The organism is Asticcacaulis sp. (assembly GCF_035497195.1).
Classification (GTDB): Bacteria; Pseudomonadota; Alphaproteobacteria; order Caulobacterales; family Caulobacteraceae; genus Asticcacaulis.
This window is the reverse complement of the sequence record NZ_DATJDZ010000022.1, coordinates 60,983-85,272: the sequence shown is the minus strand read 5'-3', so window position 1 is coordinate 85,272 and position 24,290 is coordinate 60,983. Positions and strand designations below refer to the sequence as shown.

Here is a 24,290-nt window from a genome sequence, read left to right as displayed (position 1 = left end):
TCTCTGGCGGACGCAGCAAAGGCCCGCCCGCGTTAGCGGGCGGGCCTTGTAATTGCGGAAAACAACGAGTCACCGGATAGTCACCGGCCCACACACGTCGGATGCTGTCCGCACTGACCACAGGAGACTAATATGAACACCACGGATTTGATCGAAAAAGTTGCTGCTGATAACGGCCTGACCAAGGCTGCGGCCAAGACCGTTGTCGACGGCGTTTTCAAGGCGATCACCGACGCGGCCGCCGGCGGCGAAGAAATCAATCTGCCGGGTTTCGGCAAGTTCAAGATCCAGGCCCGTGCGGCGCGCGAAGGCCGCAACCCGTCGACGGGCGCCACGATCCAGATCGCCGCGTCGAAGAAGCTGGCCTTCCAGCCCGCGAAGGCCGTCCAGGATCGTCTGAACAAATAAGGCGATGGCGCGGGCTGGAAGGCCGATGTCAACAGACGGCATCGAGCATCTTCTTGGCCCGCGCCTCCATATCCAGCCGGGCGTCCTGATGCGGTTTCGCGCGGGCGACGGCCGTAATGCCCTGGACGAAGTCGAACACCGATGAAGCGGCATGCCCTTCCTCATTCAGGACTGTCTCGATGATTTTCGCGGTTTCCGCCTTGGCGAACCCGCGCTTGCGCAGGAAATCGTGGCGATCTTCGTCCGTCCTGGCGACGATCGTTGACCGGGCCGCCTTGATGCCATTGATGAAGGGCAGGGGCGATGAGTTGGCGAAGTTCTCCAGGGCAGGCGCCGCCTCGTGCGCAAACCGGGTGGCGGCGTATTTCGAGTGGCGGATCGTGATTTCCTGAAAATCTTCCACGCCCCACAAATTACGATTGGCGCAAACGGCGCGCAGATAGAAGCTGGCCATGCCCAGGGTTTTGGCGCCGACCTCCGAGTTCCAGCAATAGAAGCCACGGAAGAACAGGTCAGGCGACCCGTCGGGCAAGGTGCCTGCCTCGATCGGGTTCAGATCGTCGACCAGGAATAGGAAGATATCGCGATCGGATGCATAGAGCGTCGTCGTTTCCTTCGTAATGTCGACAAAGGGATTATAGGTATTGGTCGTCCAATCGAGAACGCCGGGCACCTTCCATCGTGTGTCGCCTATGCCGTCGCCAGCAATACGCTGTACGGCCGACACCAGTTCGTGGTCATAGATGCGTCCGTAATCCGGACCGGTGACGGCGCGCAATTCGATCCGCCCGTCATCGACTTCAAGCGTCTTGATCTGTTCAGCGCGGTGGGAACTCAGGCCATATTGCAGATTGATGGCGGCCAGAGGTGCCGGCAACTGGCGCAAGTACGCAGCCGGTGCGCCGACCAGACCGGCGAGTTGGCCAAAGCTCCAATGCGTGGGTGCGAGCGGCCGGTCTGAGCCCGGCAGGTGCAGGGTCAGGACCTCACTATCCTCACGCCGGGCTTCGACGCGCATTTCCGAACTCGGGACAGTGCGTGTGCGGCTACGATCGGTGCGGCCATGGACGGAGGCGTACAATGCCGACAGCGACAGGTAGCGCTCATCGTCCGGCCGCGAAAACCATTCGGAAGACACGCGGCCGATGCGCTCACCGCGGCCTGGATCGACCTTGTAACCGCTGGATGCGGCAGGGGGAGGGGGAGGAAGGATAACTTGGTTCATCAGAACGCTCCTTGACGGTGCCAAAGACCAACTCTTCGGCTTGTCCGTCGCGGAACCGTCACGGCTCTCTCACTCTCATCTACTCATATGCGTAAAGGCGCTGACCCTTCGGCCGTCCATCACAGGAGGGGCCGGACTGGCGGTGGTCTCTTAAGGGGCGGAGCGTTAAATCGCGGTCGAGCCGGAGCATCAGCGGCAGGGGTCCGGCACGGTGATCATGGAATAACTGTCGCAAAGGGTCGCCGAGGCCGGTGTTAAGCGAGGTCTTCTGATCGCGACGGAAGAAGGCAGGCGCCTCTGTTCGGCGCTGGGATGGCATCAACTGTCCACGGTTGTCTCGGTCATCAGCCATGTCAACATGACACCGTGAACTCTGATCCGAAAAGCGAAATGACTGTCCCCCGCGACGGTTGATGAAATCTTATATCAGATTTTTTTTGGATACCGAGCCGTGCATGAACTCTTTGATCCAGCGAAACAATTGACGATGACTCACGATGCCAACCGGTAACAGAGGGCGCGTACCACAAAAAGTCCCGATTGACTCCCTTTCCAAAAAGAACAAACATAGAACAAATATCGACCTCCGTGTGGTCCGTATTATTCAATTTAGCTCCAGAATGGATCGTTTATGTCATGCCCGCCGCCGATGCTGTCATCTCAGAACTCAAGGCAAGGATCGAGGTCATTTCAGGCAGAACCGTGCGCACGCGCATGGTTCTGCCCTTCGGCATTCCGGAAATTGACCGAAAGCTTCGAAAGGGCGGGTTGGCCTTTGGCGCGCTTCATGAAATTGCCGGTGGCGCCAATGGAGCGGTAGATGGCGCGGCCGCGGCCTCATTTGCGGCGGGTATCGCGGCGCGAACCGGGGGCAACGTCCTTTGGTGCCATTGCCAGCCTGATCTCTTCGCGCCAGCGCTGGCGCAATCGGGGCTCACCGCCGATAAGGTTGTTTTCTTCGAAGCCGCGGATGAGACGGCCATTCTCGATGCCTTTGAGAAGGCGCTTCGTCATGGTGGATTGACCGCGGTTGTCGGGGAAGTCTCCGGCTTGCCCCTCGTCGCGTCCCAGCGTCTGCAGATGGCGGCGGAAAAGAGCGGCACTATGGCATTGGCGATACGCCGCTGGCGGCGCCATGTCGATGCGCGCGATTTCGGAAACTCTACCGCTTCGTTCACGCGGTGGCGCGTGACCCCGGTCAATTCGGGCGCATTACCTGTAAGAGGCGTCGGGCGGTCCCGGTGGTTCATGGAGCAGATGCGGACGCGGGGCGGAGAGGATTTTGAATGTGAAGTAGAGGCGTGTGATGGCAAGGGTTTTATCGCTGTTCCTTCCCTATTGGCCGACGGACCGGCTGAGACGGAAGATGGGCGCTACCGGGCCGTCGGCTGATGTGCCGTTGGTGCTCAAGGGATCCGATGGTCGGCGCCGGGTGATAACGGCCGCTGACGACCTGGCGGTTCACATAGGCGCGCGGGTGGGGATGCCGGTCGCGCAGGCCGAGTCCTTGTTCGCGGATCTGGTGATTATGGATTCCGATCCAGCGGCCGATGCGTTAGCCCTGGAAAAGCTGGCGATCTGGGCATTGCGACACTATTCGCCAATGGTGGCCGCCGATCCGCCGGCGGGGATTGTTCTCGATATCCTGGGCGCGGCGCACTTGTACGGTGGCGAGACAGGACTGGTGGACGACGTCGTCAGACGCTTATCGGAAATGCAGATTACGGCCTATGCCGCTCTGGCCGATACCTGGGGTGCCGCGCACGCCTTGGCTCGTTTCGGTGGTCAGGCCAAACGCATTGTCATACCGGGTGGTGCGGGCGAGGCTCTGGTCCATTTACCCGTCGATGCGCTGCGCCTGCCTGAGGACATGCTCCCGGACATGCGCTTGCTTGGCCTCGATACAATTGGGGAACTGGCCGCGAAACCGCGCGCGCCTCTGGCCAGGAGTTTCGGGCAGAAACTGTTCCGCCGTGTCGATCAGGCTTTAGGGCGTCTGGCTGAGCCTATTGAACCCGTCCAATCGCCCGAGCTGATCTCGATTCAACGCATCTTTGCCGAGCCCATCGGCGCGCCGGAGACGATCGCAAAATATACGCGGCGCCTGGTTGGTCAGATTTGCGATCGCCTGGAAGAAGCAGGCCTCGGGGTCAGGCGTCTCGATCTGCATTTTACCCGTGTCGATAATCGGATCGAGACCATCTTTGTCGCGACGGCCAAGCCAGTGCGAGAACCGAAACGGCTGACGAAACTGCTGTGCGACAAGATTGAAACCGTCGATCCGGGTTGGGGCATAGATAAGATGGTGATGACGGCTGCGTTCGTCGAGCATCTGTCGATGCAACAGGTCATTGCCAGTTATTCCGAGCCGGCTCGCCCGGATGTCGAGGAATTGTGGGACGCATTGGCAAACCGTTACGGCACCGATAGTCTTTACCGCGCCGTGTCTGTCGCAACCGATATTCCAGAGCGTGCCGTCAAGCGCATGCCGCCCACGTCTGACGATGTGGGATCGACACGGAATGCGGCCTTTCGCCGCCCGCAACGGATGATCCGTCCGCCTGAATCGATCATGGCGCTGGCTGTCCTTCCTGATCATCCGCCCCGGGCGTTTACCTGGCGCGGCCAGCGTTACGCTGTGGCGCGGGCCGACGGGCCTGAACGCGTACGCGGTGAGTGGTGGGTCTCGGACAACGAGAAGGGCAAGGTTCGCGACTATTTCGTGCTGGAAGTCGAGAACGGTGAACGCTTTTGGGTGTTCCGCGGTGGTGACGGTCAACACGAGGAGACGGGCTCGCTCAACTGGTTCATGCACGGAAAATTTGACTAATGGCTTACGTGGAACTGCAATGCGCCTCGTATTTCTCTTTCCTCCAGGGGTGCAGCGCGCCGGACGATCTGTTCGCGCGCGCCAAGGCGCTTGGCATGGAGGCCCTCGCGATCGCCGATCGCAATACACTCGCGGGCATAGTCCGTGCTCATGTCGCGGCCGAGGAGCATGGTGTGCGTTTGATCATAGGATGCCGGCTGGATCTGCGTGACGGCACGTCACTGCTCGTCTACCCGATTGATCGTGACGGCTACGGTCGTCTCTGTCGTCTGTTGTCGCTGGGCAAGACCCGGGCGGGAAAAGGGGGCTGCGATTTCGATTGGGAAGATGTCGAGGATTTTCATGAAGGGTTGATGGCGGTCTTTATTCCGGACCAGGCTGATGAGTTGTGCGCGGTTCGCCTGCGTCGTTTCAAGGCATTGTTCGGCGGCCGGGCCTATATGGCGCTTTCCTTACGCCACCGGCAAAACGACCATTTGCGTTTGTATGAGCTGTCGGACCTGGCGGCCAAGCATTGCGTGCCGACGGTGGCCACCAATGACGTCCTCTATCATGTGCATGAGCATTCTCTGTTGCACGACGTCATCACCTGCATCCGGAACCGGTGCACCATCGATACGATGGGCGATCTGCGGCACCTCTACGCCGATCGCTTCCTGAAATCGCCGGAAGAAATGGGACGGCTGTTTTCCGACTACCGGCAGGCGCTCGCGCGGACGGAGGAAATCGCCAATCGCTGCCGGTTCTCTTTAAGTGAACTGGAATACCAGTACCCGGAAGAAAAGCTGATGCCGGGCATGTCGGCGATCGAAGCCCTGAAGCGGCTGACGTGGGCCGGCGCCAAATGGCGATACCCGGAAGGGGTGCCGCAAAAGGTCATCGATTTGCTCAAACACGAGCTGACCCTCATCGAGCAACTGGAATATGCGCCATACTTCCTGACGGTCAACGCCATTGTCCAGTTTGCCCGCTCGAAGGATATCCTGTGCCAGGGCCGCGGCTCCGCGGCAAATTCCTGCGTTTGCTATGTGCTCGGCATCACCTCGGTCGATCCAGACCGGAACGACCTGCTGTTCGAACGCTTCATTTCGGCTGAACGCAAAGAACCGCCTGATATCGATGTCGATTTCGAGCACCAGCGCCGGGAAGAAGTGATGCAATGGGTGTTTAACACCTATGGCCGAAACCGTTCGGCATTGACCGCCGTCGTCAGCCGGTTCCGTACACGCGGCGCCATGCGCGATACCTTGAAGGTTCTGGGCTTTCCTGAAGATACGATCAAGGTTCTGGCCAAGAATATCCGCTACTGGCACACGGAAGGCTGCACGGAAGAGATGGCGGCCGAGCTGAACATCAATACTAAGGACCGCCGCATTAAGCTGGCATTCGAAATCCACCTGATGTTGCTCGACATTCCGCGCCAGCTCAGTCAGCACCCGGGCGGGTTTGTCCTGACGGAAAACCGGCTCGATGAGATGGTGCCGATCGAGCCGGCACGGATGAAGGACCGGCAGGTTATCGAGTGGGATAAGGACGATATCGACGCGCTGAAATTCATGAAGGTCGATTGCCTGGCTCTGGGTATGATGTCCTGCATGAAGCGGTGTTTCGACATGCTGGCGGAGACCAAGGGCATCCACATGGATATGTCCTGCATTCCACCGGAAGACCCCAAGACCTATGCCATGATCCGTCGCGCCGACACTGTCGGCACCTTCCAGATCGAGAGCCGGGCACAGATGTCCATGCTTCCGCGCACGAAGCCGCGGACCTTCTACGATCTGGTGATTCAGGTTGCCATCGTCCGGCCCGGACCGATCCAGGGTGATATGGTCCATCCCTATCTGCGCCGGCTGGAGGGGCTGGAAAAGCCCGATTATCCCAGCCCGGAACTGGAAGGTATTCTGGGCAAGACCCTGGGCGTTCCGCTGTTCCAGGAGCAGGCGATGAAGGTCGTCATCACCTGCGCCGGTTTCTCGCCCGGTCAGGCGGACCTTGTCCGTCGCGCCCAGGCAACGTTCAAAAAGACAGGCGGTATTGGCGCCATCAGCCAGGACATCATCAATGGCATGCTGAAGAACGGTTACACCGAAGCCTTCGCCCTGTCCCTGGTCAAGCAGCTTGAGGGCTTCGGCTCTTACGGCTTTCCGGAGAGTCATGCGTTCAGCTTCGCTATCATCGCCGAAGCCTCTGCCTGGATGAAATGCCATCATCCGGACGTCTTCCTGGCCTCCATCCTGAACAGCCAGCCCATGGGATTCTATGCACCCGCCCAGCTGATCCGCGACGCCAAGGTCCACGGCGTCGACATCCGCTGGTTCTGCGTCAATAACAGCCGGTGGGACTGCACCCTGGAGCCGACCAACCGGCCAGGCAAGTTCGCTGTGCGATTGGGCTATCGTCTGATAAAGAACATTCGCAGCGAGGACGTTGCCAGCCTGATTTTCCATCGTGGTGACACGCCGTACAAATCCATTCCTGATCTGTGGCGCCGGGCCAAGACGCCCGAGCCTACCTTGCGTAAGCTGGCCAAGGCTAATGCCTACGAGGAGTCGTTTAGTATCATATGCCGGGACGCGACCCTGGCCATCAAATCGCTAGGCAATGATGTCCTGCCCCTGTTTGACTGCGTCCTGGATGAAAAAGGCCGCAGCGCGTCCGAATACAACCAGCCGGTCATCGAACTCAAAAACATGACTGACGGCCAGAAAGTCATCGAGGACTATAATAGTGTGGGCTTTAGCCAGACCGTTCATCCCGTTCACTTCCTCCGGCCCGACCTGAAGGAAAGGGGCTATATCACCTGTCAGGAGGCCATGACTTCAAAGGACAAGCGTTATGTCTCTGTTGCCGGCATGGTCAATGTCCGTCAGCGGCCGGGGTCTGCCAACGGTGTGATCTTCATGACCATCGAGGACGAAAGCGGCGACGCCAATGTCGTCGTCTGGGAGAAGGTGGGGAAGCAGTACAAGCAGGCCGTCTTTGGCGCCAGTCTGGTTCTGATCACAGGCTATATTCAGAAGGAAGGGGAGGTGGTCCACCTCATTGCCCGAACGGCGGTCGATCTGTCTCATATGCTGGCGACCATTGGTGAACGGAATGCCGCCCTGCAGTTGCCGCACCAGCCCGGGGATGAATTCCGAAACGGCGGACCTGGGGTCGATCCGAGAGTGGCGCGAAATAACATGGCGCAAATTCAGCATCGCAGCCGGGATTTTAAGTGAGATGTTCGTCCGCAGTTGGCCCAGGCTGTGTGAAAACGTGCGCGAATTGTGCTAGAATGCCTCAACTGAATCGAGGGATTAGATGGCCAGGTTCGTTGAAGGTGTTGATCGCAACCAGTGCACTTTGTTTCCGCCTGCGCTAGACGATTATGTTAGCGAGGACAATCCTGTTCGCGCCGTCGACGTGTTCGTCGACGGGCTCAATCTCAAGGCGCTGGGCTTCTTTGGCGTCTCTCCTCATGAGACAGGGCGCCCCGGCTATCATCCAGCGACGATGCTGAAGCTCTATATTTTCGGATATCTCAATCGCATCCCTTCGAGCCGCCGTTTAGAGCGCGAGTGCCGGCGCAATCTCGAACTGATCTGGCTGACGGGGAAGCTCGCGCCTGACTTCAAGACAATTGCAGATTTCCGTAAAGACCACGGCGAGCCGCTTCGCCAGACCTGTCGTGCATTCGTCGCAATCTGCAGCAAGCTCGAATTGCTTAGCAAGGCCAGCATCGCCATCGACGGCTCGAAGTTTAAAGCTGTGAATGCACGAGACAAAAATTTCACCGTAGCCAAAATGAGACGGCGCCTTGAGCGGATTGATGAAAGCATCGCGCGCTACATGTCACAACTTGAGACGGCCGATCGCCAGGCAGCGCAGGGGAGCGATGCGCCAGCAGCTAAAGTTACTCGGCTCCAGGACAAAATCGGTAAATTGAAGGAAGAGATCGACCGCCTAAACGCAATCAATGTCCAGCTTCAAGCGAGCGAAAGCAAACAGGTCTCGCTTTCCGATCCAGATGCGCGTTCGATGGCGACGAGCGGAAAAGATACTGGAATTGTTGGCTATAATGTCCAAGCGGCCGTCGACACGACGCACCATATAATTGTTGCGCACGAGGTGACCAACGTTGGAACGGATCGCGGCGCGCTGGCCGAAATGGCCGAAATGGCTCGCATTGAGATCAATGCGACTATGCTCGATGTCGTTGCTGATCGAGGCTACTTCAACAGCGAGCAGCTTCTCGCCTGTGAGCAGTCTGGAATAACGGTCACGCTGCCGAAGCCGCAGACATCGAACGCGAAAGCTGAGGGACGGTTCAGCAAGCTAGATTTCGTCTACGTCGACGCCGATGATGTTTATCGTTGTCCTGCGGGCCAAGTGTTGCCACGCCGAATGACAACGGTAGAAGAAGGAAAAAGGCTTCACCGCTATTGGACAAACGCATGCGGCACCTGTCCAATGAAGGCGCAATGCACGCCAAGCCACGAACGGCGGGTGACGCGTTGGGAACACGAGGCGGTGCTTGAAAAAGTTCAGGCTCGGCTCGACAATAATCCTGATGCAATGCGTGTCCGCCGCTCGACCGTCGAACACCCATTCGGCACGATTAAATGCTGGATGGGGGCAACGCACTTTTTGTGCACGACGAAGCCTAAGGTCTCAGCCGAAATGGCGCTGAACGTCCTCGCCTACAATCTAAAACGTGTGATGGCGATTCTTGGAGTCCGCCGCCTTACCGATGCTCTAAGGGCATAAAGGGGGAAAAAGGCTTAAAGCCGCGGTCAACTAGCGATTTAACGGCACGTCTGATGCCCGCTCACCCAGCGTAAAACAGATCCAGGCGTTAGAAAGAGAAAACCAGCAATCGGCACGTCTTCAGTACGATTTTTGCGGAGTTCTCACACAGCCTGGGCCCAAAGGAGACGAAGGATCAGAAAATAATGGAGCTAAAGCGGTCGTACTTGTCTCCGCAAAACCTCGTCAAAGACGTCAAATTACGAGATAATCTACAGACACAGCTGCGAGAGGGAAGAAGGTTTAGAAACTCATGCGGCTTCTAAATTTCGCAATTGTCTCAAAAAAAGACCGTTTTTAGAGGCTCTATGACCGCTGATTCTGGTGAGAACCGCCGCAATCGGTGAGATCGGGCAGATTAAGACAGAAGTGAGCCTCAAGATTTACTCGGGTCGGCAGACCACCAATGGAAACGCCCTTGCGTGGGGTATGCCATCACTAAAAGCGTAAATATCCAAATCTATCTAGTGGTGCGACGGCCCTGCCCAATAGCCTCGGCATGGAAACTGCTGACGATTTTCCTTGAAATTCTCTCAAATGCTGTAAGGTGTAAAAATAACAATCAGGGGGCGAAATGTTTCGGTCGACGTGGCTTTCATTGACGAACGACAGCGTGCTGGTGTCGAACGATCTAGGTGAATACGCGATCCTGCCCTCACAGGTGACCGAGGCCCTCACGGCTGGCCGCCTGTCATCTGACCATCCCCGATATCGGGATCTCCTCGCCAAGGGTTTTGTCAATCGACCAGAGAGGGGTGGCCAGGGCTTAGAGCGGTCGGTCGCCCACACGCGCAAAGCCTCGGCCTGGCAAGGTCCGTCCCTCCACATCTTCGTCGTAACCCTGCGCTGTGATCATGCCTGCGCCTATTGCCAGGTGTCGCGTGCATCTCTCGCGGCCACCGGTAAGGATATGTCGATTGAACATGCCAACCTGGCCGTCGAACGCGTATTTGAAAGCCCTTCACAGAGCCTTACAATCGAATTCCAGGGCGGTGAGCCTGCCCTTCGGTTTGACCTGATCCGGCATATTATTGAGACCGTTGAGACGCGTAACCGCACTGAGGGGCGGTCAATCAACTTCTCCATGGTCTCGACCCTGCACCAGTTGGGTGAAGCAGAGCTGGAGTTCTGCCGGGATCACAGCATTCATATATCGACCTCGATAGATGGTCCTCCTGCCGTTCATAACGCCCAGCGGCATAACCCCTCTAAGGACGCCTGGGAGCGAACCACTCGCCAGCTTGATTACGCGCGATCTATCGTCGGGCATCAGGGCGTGGTTGCTATGCCCACGATCACGCGTACGGCCTTGGCGATGCCAAAGGAGATTGTCGACACATATGTCGACCTAGGTTTCGCATCGATTTTCCTTCGCCCGATCAGCCCTTACGGTTTTGCCCTTAAGACACGTAAGGCCATTGGCTACGATATGGAGGCCTATATCGCTTTCTATGCGGAGGCTTTGGATTATATATTAGCCCTCAATGCTGCCGGTGTTGAAATCGTGGAAAGCTATAGCGCTATCCTGCTGCGGCATATCTTTACACCGTTTGGATCGAACTATGTCGATCTGCGCTCGCCCGCCGGCGCGGGTCTTGGCGTACTGGTTTACAACTATGATGGCCAGGTCTATCCGGCGGATGAAGCCCGAATGGCTGCCGAAACTGGCGACGCGCGGTTTGCGCTCGGCACGGTCAACGACACGCTCGATCAACTGCTTGGCTCCGGCACCATGCGTTGGCTTGCGACCGGCGCCGTTGCCGAAACGCTGCCGGGTTGCTCTGATTGTGCCTTTGTGCCCTTTTGCGGCGCTGACCCGGTCTACCATGCCACGGCTCAAGGTGACCCGATAGGCAATCGGGCGACGAGCGAGTTCTGTCAGAAGCATACGGGTTTGTTCAAAATCCTTTTCGAACACATTGGCAGAGCCGATCCGGATACGCTGCGCACCTTTCAGGCCTGGGCATTTCAACGGCCGAGGCAGGATATCCATCTGACGGGTTTTGCGGAAGCATGACCCTCGGACTGGCCAACAGCACGCATGCGAAGGTTGACGGTGTCGACGACATCCGGATTCTGAAGCTTTTATCCGTGGAAGAAGCGGCGATCACCTACCTTCATCCCTATTGGACGCTCACTCAATGCGAAGGCGGCTGGGTTGGAACGCAGAGCGAAGGCGGGATCGCAATTTCAGATGTTCGCGATCCAGCGGTATTGGCGCCAGGTAATGTTATTCGTCTTCGCTCCGGCGCCTCGGTCGTCACCGTTCTATGGCGCCGGGGCGCGCGGACGAATACCCTGTTCGCCACGGAACGTTGCAACAGCCTCTGCCTGATGTGTTCCCAACCGCCCCGTGTTGTAGACGATGACTGGCGCGTGGCGGAGATGCTCGACATCATTCCACTGGTCGACAAGGCCGAAGCCCATCTTGGAATTACCGGTGGCGAGCCAACACTGCTTGGGGACGGGCTGACAAAAGTCCTTGATGCGTGCCGGCGGGAGCTGCCGGAGACCAAACTCCACGTCCTGACCAATGGCCGAAACTTTCGCATGCCGAATGATGCGGCCAACTGGATCGCCGCCGGCGGACAAATGACGACCTGGGCGGTTCCATTGTATGCCGATGTCCCTGATATTCACGATGAGGTGGTGGTGGCGCCGGGCGCGTTTGATGAAACCCTTGACGGCCTATACGAATTGGCGCGCAACGGCGCCCGCGTCGAGTTGCGCGTCGTATTGCATGCGCTGACCGTGCCGCGCCTGCGCCAGCTTTCGGCCTTCATATACCGTCGGCTGCCTTTCGTTGATCATGTCGCCCTGATGGGGCTGGAGCCAATGGGGTTCGCCAAGGGCAATCGTGACCGCCTTTGGATCGATCCAGCGGACTATGTCGACGTGCTATCCGATGCCGTCGCTTTCCTCGCCAATCGCTCCGTGAATGTCTCGCTCTATAACCTGCCGCTTTGCGTCCTTCCGCGGCATCTGTGGCCATTTGCCCGGCAATCGATCTCCGAATGGAAGAACAATTTCCCGCAAACCTGCGGCCCATGCGTCGTCAAGGCGCACTGCGCGGGCTTTTTCGCCTCGGCCGGTCCGGCCTGGCGGAGCCGAAACATTCAAACCATCAGTCTGGGGGACTTTACACATGCAATGGCGTGAAAAACTGGCGCTGCTCCTCGGCGCCGCAAGCCCGTTCGCCCTCGATCCGGCGTCGCCCGCACATGCGCAACCCGACCCCTGGCGGGACCAACCAAAAGCCTCAGAGGCCCACAAGGATCTGCTCGTCTTTGTCGATCCTGCGCAACGCGGCCGACTGATAATGCTCGCCGGCCACCGTTCGCACTCAAGTCACAGCAGCCATAGCAGCCACGTCAGTGGCAGCAGTGGCCATTCCAGCCATTACAGTGGTAGCAGCTACAGTACGCCGGTCTATACCCCACCGGTATCAGTTCCCAAGCCCAAACCAGCCCCCAAGACTTACACGACGCCGCAAAGCCTATACAGCACACCGACCGTTCCGGACGACGAACCGGCTGCCACCAGTGCTGAACCCACAACGACAGAGGCCAAGCGTTTCACTAAGGACGAACTTATCGATATCGTTCAAAAGGTGCAGATCGCGTTGATCGTCCGGGGATTTGATCCCGGGCCCGTCGATGGCGTTTATAGTGCGAAGATGAAATCCGCCCTCGGTGATTTTCAGGCGGCCAACAGCTTGCCGATCACCCACCTGATGGATCTGAAAACCCTTAAGCTCCTCAATGTCGTCCAATAGCCAGCGCCGCCGCTGATCCGTACGAAGAGGAAGATAAGCATGACCCAAGTGGCCGCAAAGCCCAAGCGCGAGCTTAAATTCCCTATTTCGTCTCGCGCTATTTTCCTGGCTTGCGTCCGCACGTATCCAACCGACCCGGGGATGCGTCCTGAAGGCGTTCGTGAGGGCAGTTGTTATTTCTGCGCGTAGTTCAGTGGGCTGAGACCAAAACCCTGCCATAGTGTCTGCCATTACCTTCGTTCGGAATGCAGCAAACGCCTGACGGCCGGCGTCCGACTTTTCCAGCCTGTTTCCTGGCAAGGATTCGGGCGCTCTGTGTGGAAACACCAGGATATGCTTGCCCTGTGCGAGAGCGTATTCGTACTCCATGTCCGTGTAGCTCTTCGACGTCTTCTTCGAGATCGAACCGTAACGCCCACCGAGTATCAGAACGTAGTAGTCGCATTCATCAATTAGCGGCTTAATGAATTCGAACTGCTCGATGCCAGAGGCAGGGAACCACTCCATTCCGGACGGAATATGGTTGAGTTGTTGAATGGCTTGGGCCGCTTGTAGGCGTTCCTCCCGCAGATCCTCATAGGTGGACGAGAGAAATATTTGATATTTTTGGTCCGCCATCGCCCTATCATTTTCGCCTTGTCATCAATCACCGGTCACATACAGCACCAGTATTCCTGCCATCCCGACCGTGCACGAATCGTTCGTCCGTGCAACGATAGATATATCATGGCACGCCGGCAGCGGTAGTCACCGCCGCCCCATCACCCCGACCTCGACGCCCCGCCCAAGCATTGACGCGGGTCGTCGGCAGGGCCGGCACCGGGCTCGTCGGCAAAGATGGAGCCCGAGTGGTATCCATCCTGCGGGCGCGATCCCTAATGGGAAGCGCTGGTCTTGACCCAAAGCGGCCATTGGTTCAGCCTTGCCAGCCGAAGCGATTACTTCAGCGTCCAGGAGTGCAACTGAAAGGCCTATTCTCGAATTGCCAAATTCATAGGCGATTCATGTCATAGTGCTGAAAAATCACTTTCCAGCAGGACAAACCCTGGCTTCTTTACATGCAAAGCGTATACCTTCGCCGAGAATATGCGTGTTCTGCGAAAATGCAGCCAATAGTAAAGAGCATTTCTGGCCTGAGTGGATGCATCCCCTCATTGGTAAAAAAGAGTCGGTTTCATATGAGGGACCATACATCACCTATGCACCTTGGGAGGGGCGGAAAGTAACAAGCGAAAAGCCGAAACCAGGTGACCTACTGACGCTTAAGATCAGGCGAGTATGTGCCCAATGCAATTCAGGCTGGATGAGCCTGCTCGAAAATGCCGCGATGCCGTTCCTGAAGCCTATGGAGTTAGGGCAATCAGTAATCTTGTCTGGAGACGACGCTCAAGTTCTCGCGCGCTGGGTAACAATGAAGTGCATGGTCTTAGAGCACCTTCGCCATGACACATATGTAGCCCCGAAAATTGACAGGGTTCGTCTTCGCGAAAATGGCGCTGTGCCAGACTACTACAAGATCTACATTTCGCACCATCAGTGGCCAGCGAAGACTAGTCGAAGCGTCGCCTGCTATTCGATACCTCTTGCTCGCAGTTGTTGCACAAACGCTGGCACCTGTGCGTCGGCCCAAGCCGGTTCATCAGCGTCTGCAAGCGCGCGGCGGTGAGCGCTTCGGCCCATCCAGTTGCGATAATTCGATTCCGGGTGTTCGGCCTCAAGGGCTTTCATCGCGGCATACGCGTCGGCACCGGGAACCGCCGTCAACATCTCGAAAAGACCGTTGCGAGCATCCTGGGCGTGATCCCGGGCGGTAGGGCTGTAGACGCCGCCGTCGGCACGATCGATATCCTCTGCAACGCGGATATATTGATGCATCAAGATGTACAGTGTCTTCAGGTGCGCGACCGTCTTGAAGGCGTTCACGCGTTTCCCGACGCCTTCACTATGCCGGCCACCAACCAGGCCGACTAGGAACAGCACGGCAAAGTTTGTCGCATCCGCTTCACTTAAACTGGCGAGCTTTTCGGATAAGGCTGTGATCGCATCCACCGGATCGCTGTCCACCCATAGCGCGAACCATCTTGGGCCTTGGTCGGCCGGAAGAGATGAAGCGATCTTCGTCTTCGCCAGCGCAGCCAGATCGGCGGCCGCCGTGTCCCCGCCCAGAACGATCGTCAAGGCGTAGCGTAGCGCTTCAGGGTTCGGCAGATCATGCGTGGCCAGCCAGCCATAGACCACGGGGGCCATGGCCCCATGGAGCCAGGGGGTGTGGTAGACGATGTCGTGCAGGATGTAGTGCATAGGATGTTCGGGGCCGGTGTGCTCGAGCTCCCACAGCAACTCGCGCGTCACCGCGTCACGAACAATATCCGGATGCATGCCATAAAGCGCTTCGAGCCAGCGCGGGAAGCCATTCAGTTCCCATGTTACATAGCGTACGGCCTGCTTAGCGTCATCAGCCGAAAGGCCGCCCGGAAAATCCGCATTGTCTCCGGCCTCGATAGCAAGGCCGGCCATAGCAAAGACCAAGGAATAAGGTGTTGATCCTAGCTTGGCCCCTTCGGAGCCTACCTCCACCTTATAGTTGCGCCAGTGGCCCATCGCGCCATCCCGATACGCTTCGGCAACCGCCTGGCCCAACTCAGGTATCAGGAGCTGCCATTGGGCCCCGGCGTCATGATCAGACCCTTCCCCATCGTGAAGCAGCGTTATCAAGAGATGGTACTGGTCGCCGCTAAACTCGCCCGGTGCGATGGTCGGATAACGCACGCGGTCTGGGTCCGCTTTAAGCGCCTCGACCCATTCGGCCCGATTACGATCGGATCGGCGCTTCCGCTCCTTTGCCTGCCGTTCGAACTTCTTATTGTCGGCATGCATCCGTTCCATTGCCGGCGAAGGTTGCGGATTGAGCCGGGCGTCAAGAAAGGTGCATAAATCAGCCGAGTCCGCCACTGCGGCAATGAGGCATTCCTTCCAGGCAGCGGGCTGTTCTGATCGGAAATATAAATCAAGACAGCGGGTGACCGCCACCATCCTGTCATCCACCAACGTCTTGTCGGTCACCCACCCGAGGCAGCGGTCGAAGTCGCTGGCCGTAAAGCTCCAAAAGTGGTCCATCCAGGCGATATGCCACTCGTCAAAGACTCGCTCACCTTTTTCGGCTTGGTGCCGGCGTCGCTCCTCGATTCCTTGCCAATAGAGATGGTCATTCAACTCGCGCCACCTCGGCACGTTCTCTCCGAGCGACGACCGGTATTCAGGAATGTTATCACTGCTCCAAAAGCGGACCGTAGGCAGCTTCAGCATCACCGAAATCGCGCTGGGAGACATTGCGATCGCCGATCGCGCCCCGACCACAAGATCGACTATGTGAAGGGCCGACCCCATAAGCCAAGCATAATCTTTCGACACGAAGCACTCGCCTCGCTCCAGATGCGGTTCACGATTTAGAAGCTTGTTCAAGCCATCCAGTAGCCGACTAACCGGCTGATCTGAAATAGCGTCAGCCATCAAGGTTAGGCGATCGATGAACTCGTGCAACGCCTGCTCCAAACCCGTTCCCTCGAAACGTTCGTAGGGCTCGAGACGTTCAAGGGCTGACAAAAGCATATCGACGCTAGCCATTGTCGGTCCTGCTTGCTCGATCAGTTCTGCGAGTAACCGCCTATCCAGCGGACCAAGATGGCTCGTGATGGCTTGCCACAGCGTATCCTTCTGTTCATCATTCCCCAGGGTCATCACGGCTCTTGCCGACGCAATACGGGCGTAGCGACCTCTCGATGCGTCGCATGCGATCGGCAGCAGATCCGGAACGCACGTGATCATATCGCCCTTCCAGGCGAACCGGCCGAGGAAAAAGGCGACTTGGTCGTTGGCGCCGTACTTCTTCAGAAGATCACTGGCGTCGTTCGCCAGATCGGCCGCGGCAATCCGTTCAATCGCGGTGTTGTCCATGGGAATGATTACTCCGACTCTTGAGCGATACGGGCCACGATATTCGCGAGCATGGCTTGGCGAACCGGTTGCGGCAATCTTGATGGGTCTCCGCCTTCGGTGGCCAGATCCGGTTCGAGCGTAAGCGCTCGGTCGCGAATGGCGTCATCCAGTAGGATCATCCAGGTCAGCGCCGGGCGCATGCGAGGGATAATGACGGTAACGTCGTAGATCGACCTGAAGAACAAATCTTGGACAGAGTTCAGCGCACTGGGATTTTGAAGCTGGTCGGCCGCCCATTGCGCCGCTAGCAACTCGCGTATTTCCCGGTGACGGAACCGGACACTGCCATAGACGATATCGTCGAAGATGCCGGTCCGCAAAAGAGCGCCTATTTCAGCGTCGCTCCATCCTGACAGCACGGTCGCCGGATCGATGCGATCTGCCGTGAGCACCCCTTCGGGCAGGCGAATGATCGATTTTCCAGTCAGCATGGCGGCTGCGGCAAGATTGCGGACGCCGTCACGCCCCCTTTCCATCGAAATGCGCGGGCCGGTTTTGGCGGTTGCCAAGGGTGCGACCTGCAGGTCAACCAGGCGCGTGAGGACGTCGAAGCGACTGCCGAGGTAGCCGTCGGCGTTCCACTTCTTCGTCAAGGCTTTCAGGTCAAATGGGCGCTCAGCAAGGGGCATCAGATTGCCGTGGTCGATGGCGCTGACGAACGCATTGACGTCGCTAACACCGTACTGGATCGCAAACAGCTTGATTTCGTTCAACGATAGGCCTGCAAGGCGGAAAGCGACCAGGCCATCGTCTCCGCGTCGGGGGGCCTTGTCATCGCTCCCGTCATCTTGAAGGGTGCTATGCGGCAAGTGCTCTTTGATCAGCGTGCGATCAGAAAGGCCTTCCCAAGCATCCTCGCGGCTGGTGATGAAGATATGGGCCCGCTCCAGAGCGCCGTAAATCCGGTCGCCGAAGACCTGGATGGCCCGTTCCAGCGCGCGTGGTGTTTCCAATTGCGCTTCGTCGACAGAATCGAGAAAAAACCAACCTTCCTCGCTGGATGACAGCCACGTTTCGAAGTCGGTTGCAGTTCCGACCTCGAACGCCTCTGCGAAATTGGCATCGATGCGCTCGATCCGGATGAAGAAGGCTTTTCGGCCGGCTTCGTGGTATTTATTTGCTCGATCCAACGCCTCGAAAGTCTTGCCGGCCCCCGGGTCGGCAAGGATAAGTACCCGATAGCTGCTTTCCATCTCGTGCCAGCGCTGGACGCGGCTCGAGGTGTCGGGAAAAAGGAAGGCCCATTCACCGAGGTGCGTCATCGGCCGGAACCGGCGTATCAATTGAACAACTTTATCTGTCATGGCCTTGAACCGGCATTTGTTGGATAGAGATTGGGGAACCAACGCTCCGCGACATCCGCCGGAAAGGCGAGGCGCAACGGAGATCGATGAGATGTCGCTGTAAGCATGCCGCGGTCGACGAGCGCGGCCGTGACATTGCGGGCACCGCGCTCCTCGTATCCTGTCAACATCGGGATCTTTGACCGCTCGACCTCCCCCGAATACACGGCTTCGCGCAACACCTCATAGCTGCCCTTAAGCAGTCGCTTCGCCCGGATCTCTTCCTCGATATGGATGGCTATCCGTGTCAGGAGGGCATCTGTGTCCAATAGCCCGCTCATAAACCTGATTTGGTCGACAGACGTGTCCAGGAAAAACTTGCAGAAATCGATGAGTCCGGCCTCAGTTAGATTGCCCCTTCCGTCTCGGTCACCTTGGCGCGGCGCATCGGCCCACTCCAGTAGCTTCTTGTACCGATCCTCTTGGCGCGCCAGCCCGCGGGCCACCGACCACAAGCTGGTGCCAATGCCCAGGCGCTTCAGCAAGGCATGCGACATAAGGCGGGCGACCCGACCATTGCCATCCAAAAAGGGGTGGATCCACAGGAAGCGATGGTGGGCCGCGCCGACCGTTTGGATCTGGCGCAGCCGGCTAAGCATCGGCGCGCTATAGGCCTGCTCGAACCGCGCCATGAAAACCGGCAGGTCGTCCGCTGGCGGCGCGACATGGCGTCCTACCTGAACGTCGCGGGTCCGCCATTCGCCGGGAATAACCTGGAGGCGCTCACCGGTATCCTTGTTGGTGACCCACAAAAGCTCGGGCGGCAGGCGCTCACAGAACATTTCATGCAGCCACGCGGCATAGGCAGGCGAAGCCGGCCAGACGTCAGGGTCGCGCCCGCTATCTATCAGCTCTTGAACATGGATGTGCGCCACCGCCTCCAACTGAAGCTCACGGCGTTTCGGCTCTTCGGAAAAATCATTAGCCAAAGCGCGATCGATGTCGCGCGGATGGGTGTCGTGCCCCTCGATCAGATTGGAGTAGTAGCAATTCATTGACCGGACAAGTGTGCCTATCGACTCCCGAAGAATTGGATGTACCCGTCCCGCAAGCCGGCTCGCCTCGGCGATCAAGTCGACGACTTCGTTTTCGAGGGCGCCGGCGGCTTCCGACGGCACCATGGGTTCCATGACCGATATGTTCATGCCGTATGTTATGCCGGTTTTTGTTCCGGTTGTCTAATGTATAATATTTATATAAAACAATGTACTATAATTTATATCGCTGAACTTCTGCCGGTTTATTTGCCGGTTTAAATTCCGGTTGCTGCGCCAGTTATCGAGCATGGATGTCTTTGGACGAGAATACGTTGTTCCAGTGGCAATCAACGCTATATTGTCGATCCTCTGCTACGTTAGGCGTGAATGACTGCAAACCCACCAAGCTGCGCAACTATCGTCGTCGCTTCGTTGAACCGTTGGGCGATCGGACCTTGCCATTTGCCATTTCGCTGAGGTAGGGCGCGAAGGCCATGTCAAACCATTTCCATCCCGCGTATTTGTCGCCCCACTCACGAATGTGCGTGTAGCGCTTCAGGCTCGCCCAGGATTTATGTCCGCTTACGCAGGCTGTCCGCGGAATGGAGTGTCCGAGTTCGAACAGGCGGGAAATCCCGTCGTGGCGCAAATCATGGAAATGCAGGTCGTCGATGTCGAGCAACTTGCAGGTGTTGGTGAACGATTTGGTCACGGCATGGACAGAGTAGGGGAAGATCTCGTCGGCCACTTTCGGCATAGACAAGGCAATCTTCAGTGCCTCCGGAGGCAGGTCGCACCAGACGTCATTCCCCACTTTCTCGCCTGGGTTCTTCATGTCCCGAACCAAAACGCGAGCGTTCCGTTCGTCGAGATCAGACCACTTGATCCGAACGATTTCCTCCTGGCGTCGTGTGCTGAACATCGCAAAGGGTACGATCTTTGTCATCGGCATACTATTGGTTCGCGTCTCACGATCCCTGTAGTGGGTCAGGAGATCGTCTAATTCCTCAAGTGTCGGACGGCGATCGCGTTCACGGCTCTTGCTGATGAGACCCAAACGCTTGCAGACGGTCACTGCGTCCTTCATCGCCTGATCGCTTAGTCTGTAGCCCCAGGCTGGGCGCGCGATCGTGAAAATGGCGGCAAGGTGGGATATATAGTTCCCTGCGGTTTGCGGCGTGCGCGTCTTGTTCAATTCTCTTGCGAACGCCACAAGGTCTTCGCTTGTGATTTTAGAAGCATGCAGATCCGCAAGCTCGAAGGACTTGATGGATTTCAGCACCTGGCCCTTGGTCTTGCGGATCGCCTTTAGGGATTCGTCCACATACCGATCGATGATATCCGACAAGACGGGGTCCTTATGATGTGCTAAGGCCAGCCCCGCGGGCGTGCTTAGCTCATTTTCCCGCACCTCAAGCCAGGCCGCTGCGGCCTGCTTTCGGTCGAAAGTCCGCACTTCACGGTGTACGATTTCGCCGGAACGCCTTATAAACACTTGGGCCTGGTAGCTTGTGGTACCGTCTTTTCGCTTTCTGGGATGGACTGTTCCCATAGTCTTCTCCTGCAGCACATCATGAGTTTCAATAGCACATCATTGATGTGCTCGCGATGTATAAATGGGCTAAAACGAGCTTTAACGGGTGTGAATAATAGCGTGGATAAGTCGGCAAATGACTGATATTATTAAAAAACAGGGTGTGGAAAAGAGTTCCCGATTCAGCGTTGCGCCGATGATGGACTGGACGGATCGGCACTGTCGCGCCTTTCATCGCACACTCACACGCCATGCCCTGCTCTACACCGAAATGGTCACCACCAAGGCGGTGATCCATGGCGACCGCGAACGCTTGCTCGGCTATAGCGCTGTAGAGCATCCGGTGGCGCTGCAACTTGGCGGCTCTGAGCCGGATGAACTGGCGCAATGCGCCCGGATCGCCGAAGACTGGGGCTATGATGAAGTCAATCTCAATTGCGGCTGTCCGTCGGATCGTGTGCAATCGGGCGCGTTCGGCGCCTGTCTGATGCGCGAGCCTGAACTTGTGGCCGATGGTATGCGCGCCATGATCGAGGCGACCAAGTTGCCGGTAACCGTCAAATGCCGCATTGGTGTGGATGACCAAAATCCACACGACAGCCTGTTTGCCATGGTGGAAGCCTGCCGCAAGGCCGGCGTGACCTCTTTCGCTGTCCATGCCCGTAAGGCCTGGCTGAAGGGCTTGTCACCCAAGGAAAACCGCGACGTGCCGCCGCTCGACTATGAACTGGTTTATGAACTGAAAGGCGCCTATCCGGACCTGATTATCGCTATCAACGGCGGCATCGGCACGCTCGAAGAGGCGCAGGCGCATCTGGCGCAGGGCGTTGATGGTGTGATGCTCGGCCGCGCCGCCTATCATGAGCCGGCGCTATTGGGGCAGGTTGATCGCCTGTTTTTCGGCGAACAGGCAGATGTCGGGCCATTTGAGGCGCTGGAAGCCTATCGGCCCTATATGGCGGGGCAACTGGCGATCGGTGTGCCGCTTTCGCATATGAGCCGCCATATGCTTGGGATCATGCACGGCCTGCCGGGCGCACGGGCGTTCCGCCGGATCATGACCGTGGAGTCAATTGCGCCGGGCGCCGGGCTTGAGGTTATGGATCGGGCGATTGCGGCGGTGCGTGAAGCGCTGGCTGCGGTCGATAGTCGTCGTGAGGCCTATGAGTTGCTTAAGGATGCAGGATAAGGCTCGATGGTGTCGCTTCAAAACGCGACAGCCGGCCGAGATAACTCATGCCGAGCAGTGAGGTCGTCAGGCCTTCTTTCACCACCATAGCGTCGACATTACGCACGGTGCTCTGGCCGATGCCGACGACGCTGAGATTGACCGAAGCGGCGTAGGTCTTGCCGTTGGCGGTAGTGACTTCGCGGTCGTAGGTCAGGGTTTTGGCATCGAAGCCGAGACGCTGGGCGTCGGCCGGGGTGAGGGCCACGACCGTGGCGCCGGTATCGACGAGAAAGCGCACGGCCCTGGTATTGACCGTGGCGTTGGCCCAGAAATGGCCGTCCTTCGCCTTGGGAATGGCGGTGACATGCGTATCGGTAGTTGTGCTGGTGTCGATGACGCTGGCGGCTTCCGGCATGGCGACATCGGCCTGGGTCGTGTGCTGGCCGAGTGACAGAACGCCCGTGCCGGCCAGGACGGCGCAGAAGACGGCGCTGCCCAAAACGATCGCTGATTTAAACATAAAACTGACACTCCGCGCCGCATCGGCCTGATCTTCGCCGAAGAGTCATTTTGACCCTGCGCTCATCTTATTCGAAGAGGGTTGCTTTATGGTGAATCGGCGTGATGTGTTTCTGATTTAAAAAATAGACAAATTCAACGCGCATTATTATAAATTAATATAAATAAAAACAATTAGTTATTTAATTTTAAGAATATAATATGATCCGTGTTCGGATTAGTTCTTGCAATGGGGGAATGTTTTCGTCATAGTTAACCTACGACGCGACGACGACTGAGAGGGTGAAAACCCCTGCGAGCTGCGCCGCGTCTTCTGGTCCATCAACGCATTTGGAAAAGGAGACGCAACCCATGCAAGATCAAGACAAGAAACAACACGCCATGACGTCCTTCGCCCTGTTCGGAGGGCTTTTCGGCAGTCCGCGCAGCAAGGAACCTCGCGCGGTCAGTCGTCCGCAGGATTTCAAGCCGATCCACCGTAAGTAGAGGCTCGCACTACCCCTAAAATGAAAAACCCCTCGTGATCGCTCACGAGGGGTTTTTCATTTCGCCCGAAGTCAAAAGGCTTTCAGAACGGATCGTGTGGCCAGGATCAGTTGGCGGCCAGTTTGACGCCGGCCTTGGCTTCAGCGGCGGCCATGTTCGGGCTGGACTTGGTGACCTTGGTGGTCGCACCGGAACCGTCTGCGCCGAACTTGGCCGACAGTTCAACCCAATAGAGGCCGTCAGCGGCGAGGAAATTGTATTTGTAGTCAACCTGGTAGTTGCCAGCGCGGAACTCGCAGGATTCAATATTAACCATCTGCTTGCCGGTAACGGCGACAACCTTGGATACAGCGTTTTTGGCGACGCCGGCAGCCAGCATACCGGCGGCTGATTCCTGGTCGTCGGAACAGGGAGTGGCGCTGGCGGCGGCGGCCGACAGGGCCATGATGGCGACGGCGGCGAAAAGGGTTTTCTTGATCATCTGTTTCTCTCCTTGAGGTTCTTCAGGGTAAGACCGATGTTATACGAGAGAGGAAAACATTCAGTTAAACCGGCTGGAAAGACTTCCTTAAGGTCGCTTAACGGAAGGCGGGCCGAGTCCTTGGCATGTAACGATGCAAAGATTAACGACCGCCAGCCGCCTGAAAAGACATAAAAAAAGATGCGGAGATTTTCCGCATCTTTTTAAATCGCAAAAAACGGGGGGATCATGCCGCCCTCGTTTTAATCCTAGTTGGCGGCGAGCTTGACGCCGGCCTTGGACGAGGCGGCGGCCAGGTTCGGGCTAAGGCTGCTGAACTTCATGTCGGCGACCTGACCGCCGGCGACCTTGGCCGTGCCGGTGACCCAGTAGAGGCCGTCCGAACCGATGACATTGAACTTGAATTCCGAAATCAGGTTGCCGCCGGCGGAGTCGCAGGTTTCGAGATTGATCATTTTCTTGCTTTGAGTCGGAACGACCGGGGCGATCTTGGCGCTGGCGGCGGCGGCGATAGCCTTGCCGACCATTGTTTCCTGGCCTTCATCGCAATCCGCGAAGGCTTGGGTGGTGACGAGAGCGAAGGAGAGGGCGAGGGCGCCGGCCAGCAGGGCCTTGGAGGTCGAGATGTGCATTTTGCAACTTTCACGCAGGGTTTTACAACAGGGTTCTGAGGGCCTGTGGAGGAGGTATGATAGGCCCGTGCTGCGTAAATACGACCGAAGGTTTAACATCGTATGAATCGTACCGCAGTGCA

Annotated in this window: 18 protein-coding genes and 1 pseudogene; 10 read left to right on the top strand and 9 right to left on the bottom strand. The window is 57.6% G+C overall.

Features of this window, described 5'->3' with window-relative positions:
- Window positions 1-132: 132 nt before the first annotated feature.
- Window positions 133-408 carry an HU family DNA-binding protein gene (locus tag VL130_RS13800; RefSeq protein WP_325363509.1) on the top strand — a complete coding sequence of 92 codons (276 nt, stop codon included), beginning with the start codon at window positions 133-135 and terminating at the stop codon, window positions 406-408.
- Window positions 409-436: 28 nt separating this feature from the next.
- On the opposite strand, the gene VL130_RS13795 is transcribed toward VL130_RS13800, so the two are convergent.
- On the bottom strand, window positions 437-1,633 hold the full coding sequence (locus VL130_RS13795) for a DUF932 domain-containing protein (RefSeq protein WP_325363508.1): 1,197 nt from the start codon (window positions 1,631-1,633) through the stop codon (window positions 437-439).
- Window positions 1,634-2,269: 636 nt separating this feature from the next.
- On the opposite strand from VL130_RS13795, the gene VL130_RS13790 reads away from it, so the two are divergent.
- From VL130_RS13790 to VL130_RS13760, 7 genes are all read left to right on the top strand, one after another.
- A complete protein-coding gene (locus VL130_RS13790) occupies window positions 2,270-3,025 on the top strand; it encodes a damage-inducible protein (RefSeq protein WP_325363507.1) in 756 nt (251 codons plus the stop codon).
- Complete coding sequence (locus VL130_RS13785) at window positions 3,000-4,463, top strand: DUF6504 family protein (protein WP_325363506.1); 1,464 nt, start codon at window positions 3,000-3,002, stop codon at window positions 4,461-4,463. Before VL130_RS13790 ends, VL130_RS13785 begins: the two co-directional genes overlap by 26 nt.
- Window positions 4,463-7,687: an error-prone DNA polymerase gene (locus VL130_RS13780; protein WP_325363505.1), complete on the top strand. Its 3,225-nt coding sequence runs from the start codon at window positions 4,463-4,465 to the stop codon at window positions 7,685-7,687. Before VL130_RS13785 ends, VL130_RS13780 begins: the two co-directional genes overlap by 1 nt.
- 82 nt (window positions 7,688-7,769) lie before the next feature.
- Window positions 7,770-9,215 (top strand): IS1182 family transposase, encoded by a 1,446-nt coding sequence (locus tag VL130_RS13775; RefSeq protein WP_325363504.1) that lies wholly within the window; start codon window positions 7,770-7,772, stop codon window positions 9,213-9,215.
- 613 nt (window positions 9,216-9,828) lie between these two features.
- Window positions 9,829-11,271 (top strand): His-Xaa-Ser system radical SAM maturase HxsB, encoded by a 1,443-nt coding sequence (gene hxsB, locus VL130_RS13770; protein ID WP_325363503.1) that lies wholly within the window; start codon window positions 9,829-9,831, stop codon window positions 11,269-11,271.
- The gene (gene hxsC, locus VL130_RS13765) at window positions 11,268-12,413 is read left to right on the top strand and encodes a His-Xaa-Ser system radical SAM maturase HxsC (protein WP_325363502.1); all 1,146 of its coding nucleotides are present in this window, start codon (window positions 11,268-11,270) and stop codon (window positions 12,411-12,413) included. The genes hxsB and hxsC overlap by 4 nt, the downstream gene beginning before the upstream one ends.
- Window positions 12,400-13,029: a peptidoglycan-binding domain-containing protein gene (locus VL130_RS13760; protein ID WP_325363501.1), complete on the top strand. Its 630-nt coding sequence runs from the start codon at window positions 12,400-12,402 to the stop codon at window positions 13,027-13,029. The genes hxsC and VL130_RS13760 overlap by 14 nt, the downstream gene beginning before the upstream one ends.
- A gap of 363 nt (window positions 13,030-13,392) precedes the next feature.
- Here VL130_RS13760 and VL130_RS19550 read toward each other — a convergent pair.
- From VL130_RS19550 to VL130_RS13740, 5 genes and pseudogenes are all read right to left on the bottom strand, one after another.
- Window positions 13,393-13,647, bottom strand: a pseudogene (locus VL130_RS19550) (DUF4062 domain-containing protein); the annotation flags it as partial.
- Between the two features lie 951 nt (window positions 13,648-14,598).
- Window positions 14,599-16,983: a hypothetical protein gene (locus VL130_RS13755; protein WP_325363500.1), complete on the bottom strand. Its 2,385-nt coding sequence runs from the start codon at window positions 16,981-16,983 to the stop codon at window positions 14,599-14,601.
- 8 nt (window positions 16,984-16,991) lie between these two features.
- Window positions 16,992-18,329 carry a hypothetical protein gene (locus VL130_RS13750; protein ID WP_325363499.1) on the bottom strand — a complete coding sequence of 446 codons (1,338 nt, stop codon included), beginning with the start codon at window positions 18,327-18,329 and terminating at the stop codon, window positions 16,992-16,994.
- Window positions 18,326-19,513 carry a Fic family protein gene (locus tag VL130_RS13745; RefSeq protein ID WP_325363498.1) on the bottom strand — a complete coding sequence of 396 codons (1,188 nt, stop codon included), beginning with the start codon at window positions 19,511-19,513 and terminating at the stop codon, window positions 18,326-18,328. The genes VL130_RS13750 and VL130_RS13745 overlap by 4 nt, the downstream gene beginning before the upstream one ends.
- A 247-nt stretch (window positions 19,514-19,760) precedes the next feature.
- Window positions 19,761-20,897, bottom strand: a complete 1,137-nt coding sequence (locus VL130_RS13740) for a tyrosine-type recombinase/integrase (protein WP_325363497.1) — start codon at window positions 20,895-20,897, stop codon at window positions 19,761-19,763.
- Window positions 20,898-21,015: 118 nt separating this feature from the next.
- Between VL130_RS13740 and dusA the strand changes: the two genes are divergently transcribed.
- A complete protein-coding gene (dusA, locus tag VL130_RS13735) occupies window positions 21,016-22,068 on the top strand; it encodes a tRNA dihydrouridine(20/20a) synthase DusA (RefSeq protein WP_325363496.1) in 1,053 nt (350 codons plus the stop codon).
- Here the strand turns inward: dusA and VL130_RS13730 are convergent.
- Window positions 22,052-22,570 carry a TIGR02281 family clan AA aspartic protease gene (locus VL130_RS13730; protein ID WP_325363495.1) on the bottom strand — a complete coding sequence of 173 codons (519 nt, stop codon included), beginning with the start codon at window positions 22,568-22,570 and terminating at the stop codon, window positions 22,052-22,054. The genes dusA and VL130_RS13730 overlap by 17 nt on opposite strands.
- Before the next feature lie 350 nt (window positions 22,571-22,920).
- On the opposite strand from VL130_RS13730, the gene VL130_RS13725 reads away from it, so the two are divergent.
- Window positions 22,921-23,055 carry a hypothetical protein gene (locus tag VL130_RS13725; protein ID WP_325363494.1) on the top strand — a complete coding sequence of 45 codons (135 nt, stop codon included), beginning with the start codon at window positions 22,921-22,923 and terminating at the stop codon, window positions 23,053-23,055.
- 106 nt (window positions 23,056-23,161) lie between these two features.
- Here VL130_RS13725 and VL130_RS13720 read toward each other — a convergent pair whose 3' ends face one another.
- Together VL130_RS13720 and VL130_RS13715 are read right to left on the bottom strand one after the other, a co-directional pair.
- Window positions 23,162-23,536, bottom strand: a complete 375-nt coding sequence (locus VL130_RS13720) for a hypothetical protein (protein WP_325363493.1) — start codon at window positions 23,534-23,536, stop codon at window positions 23,162-23,164.
- 248 nt (window positions 23,537-23,784) lie between these two features.
- A complete protein-coding gene (locus VL130_RS13715; RefSeq protein ID WP_325363492.1) occupies window positions 23,785-24,168 on the bottom strand; it encodes a hypothetical protein in 384 nt (127 codons plus the stop codon).
- Window positions 24,169-24,290 lie beyond the last annotated feature (122 nt).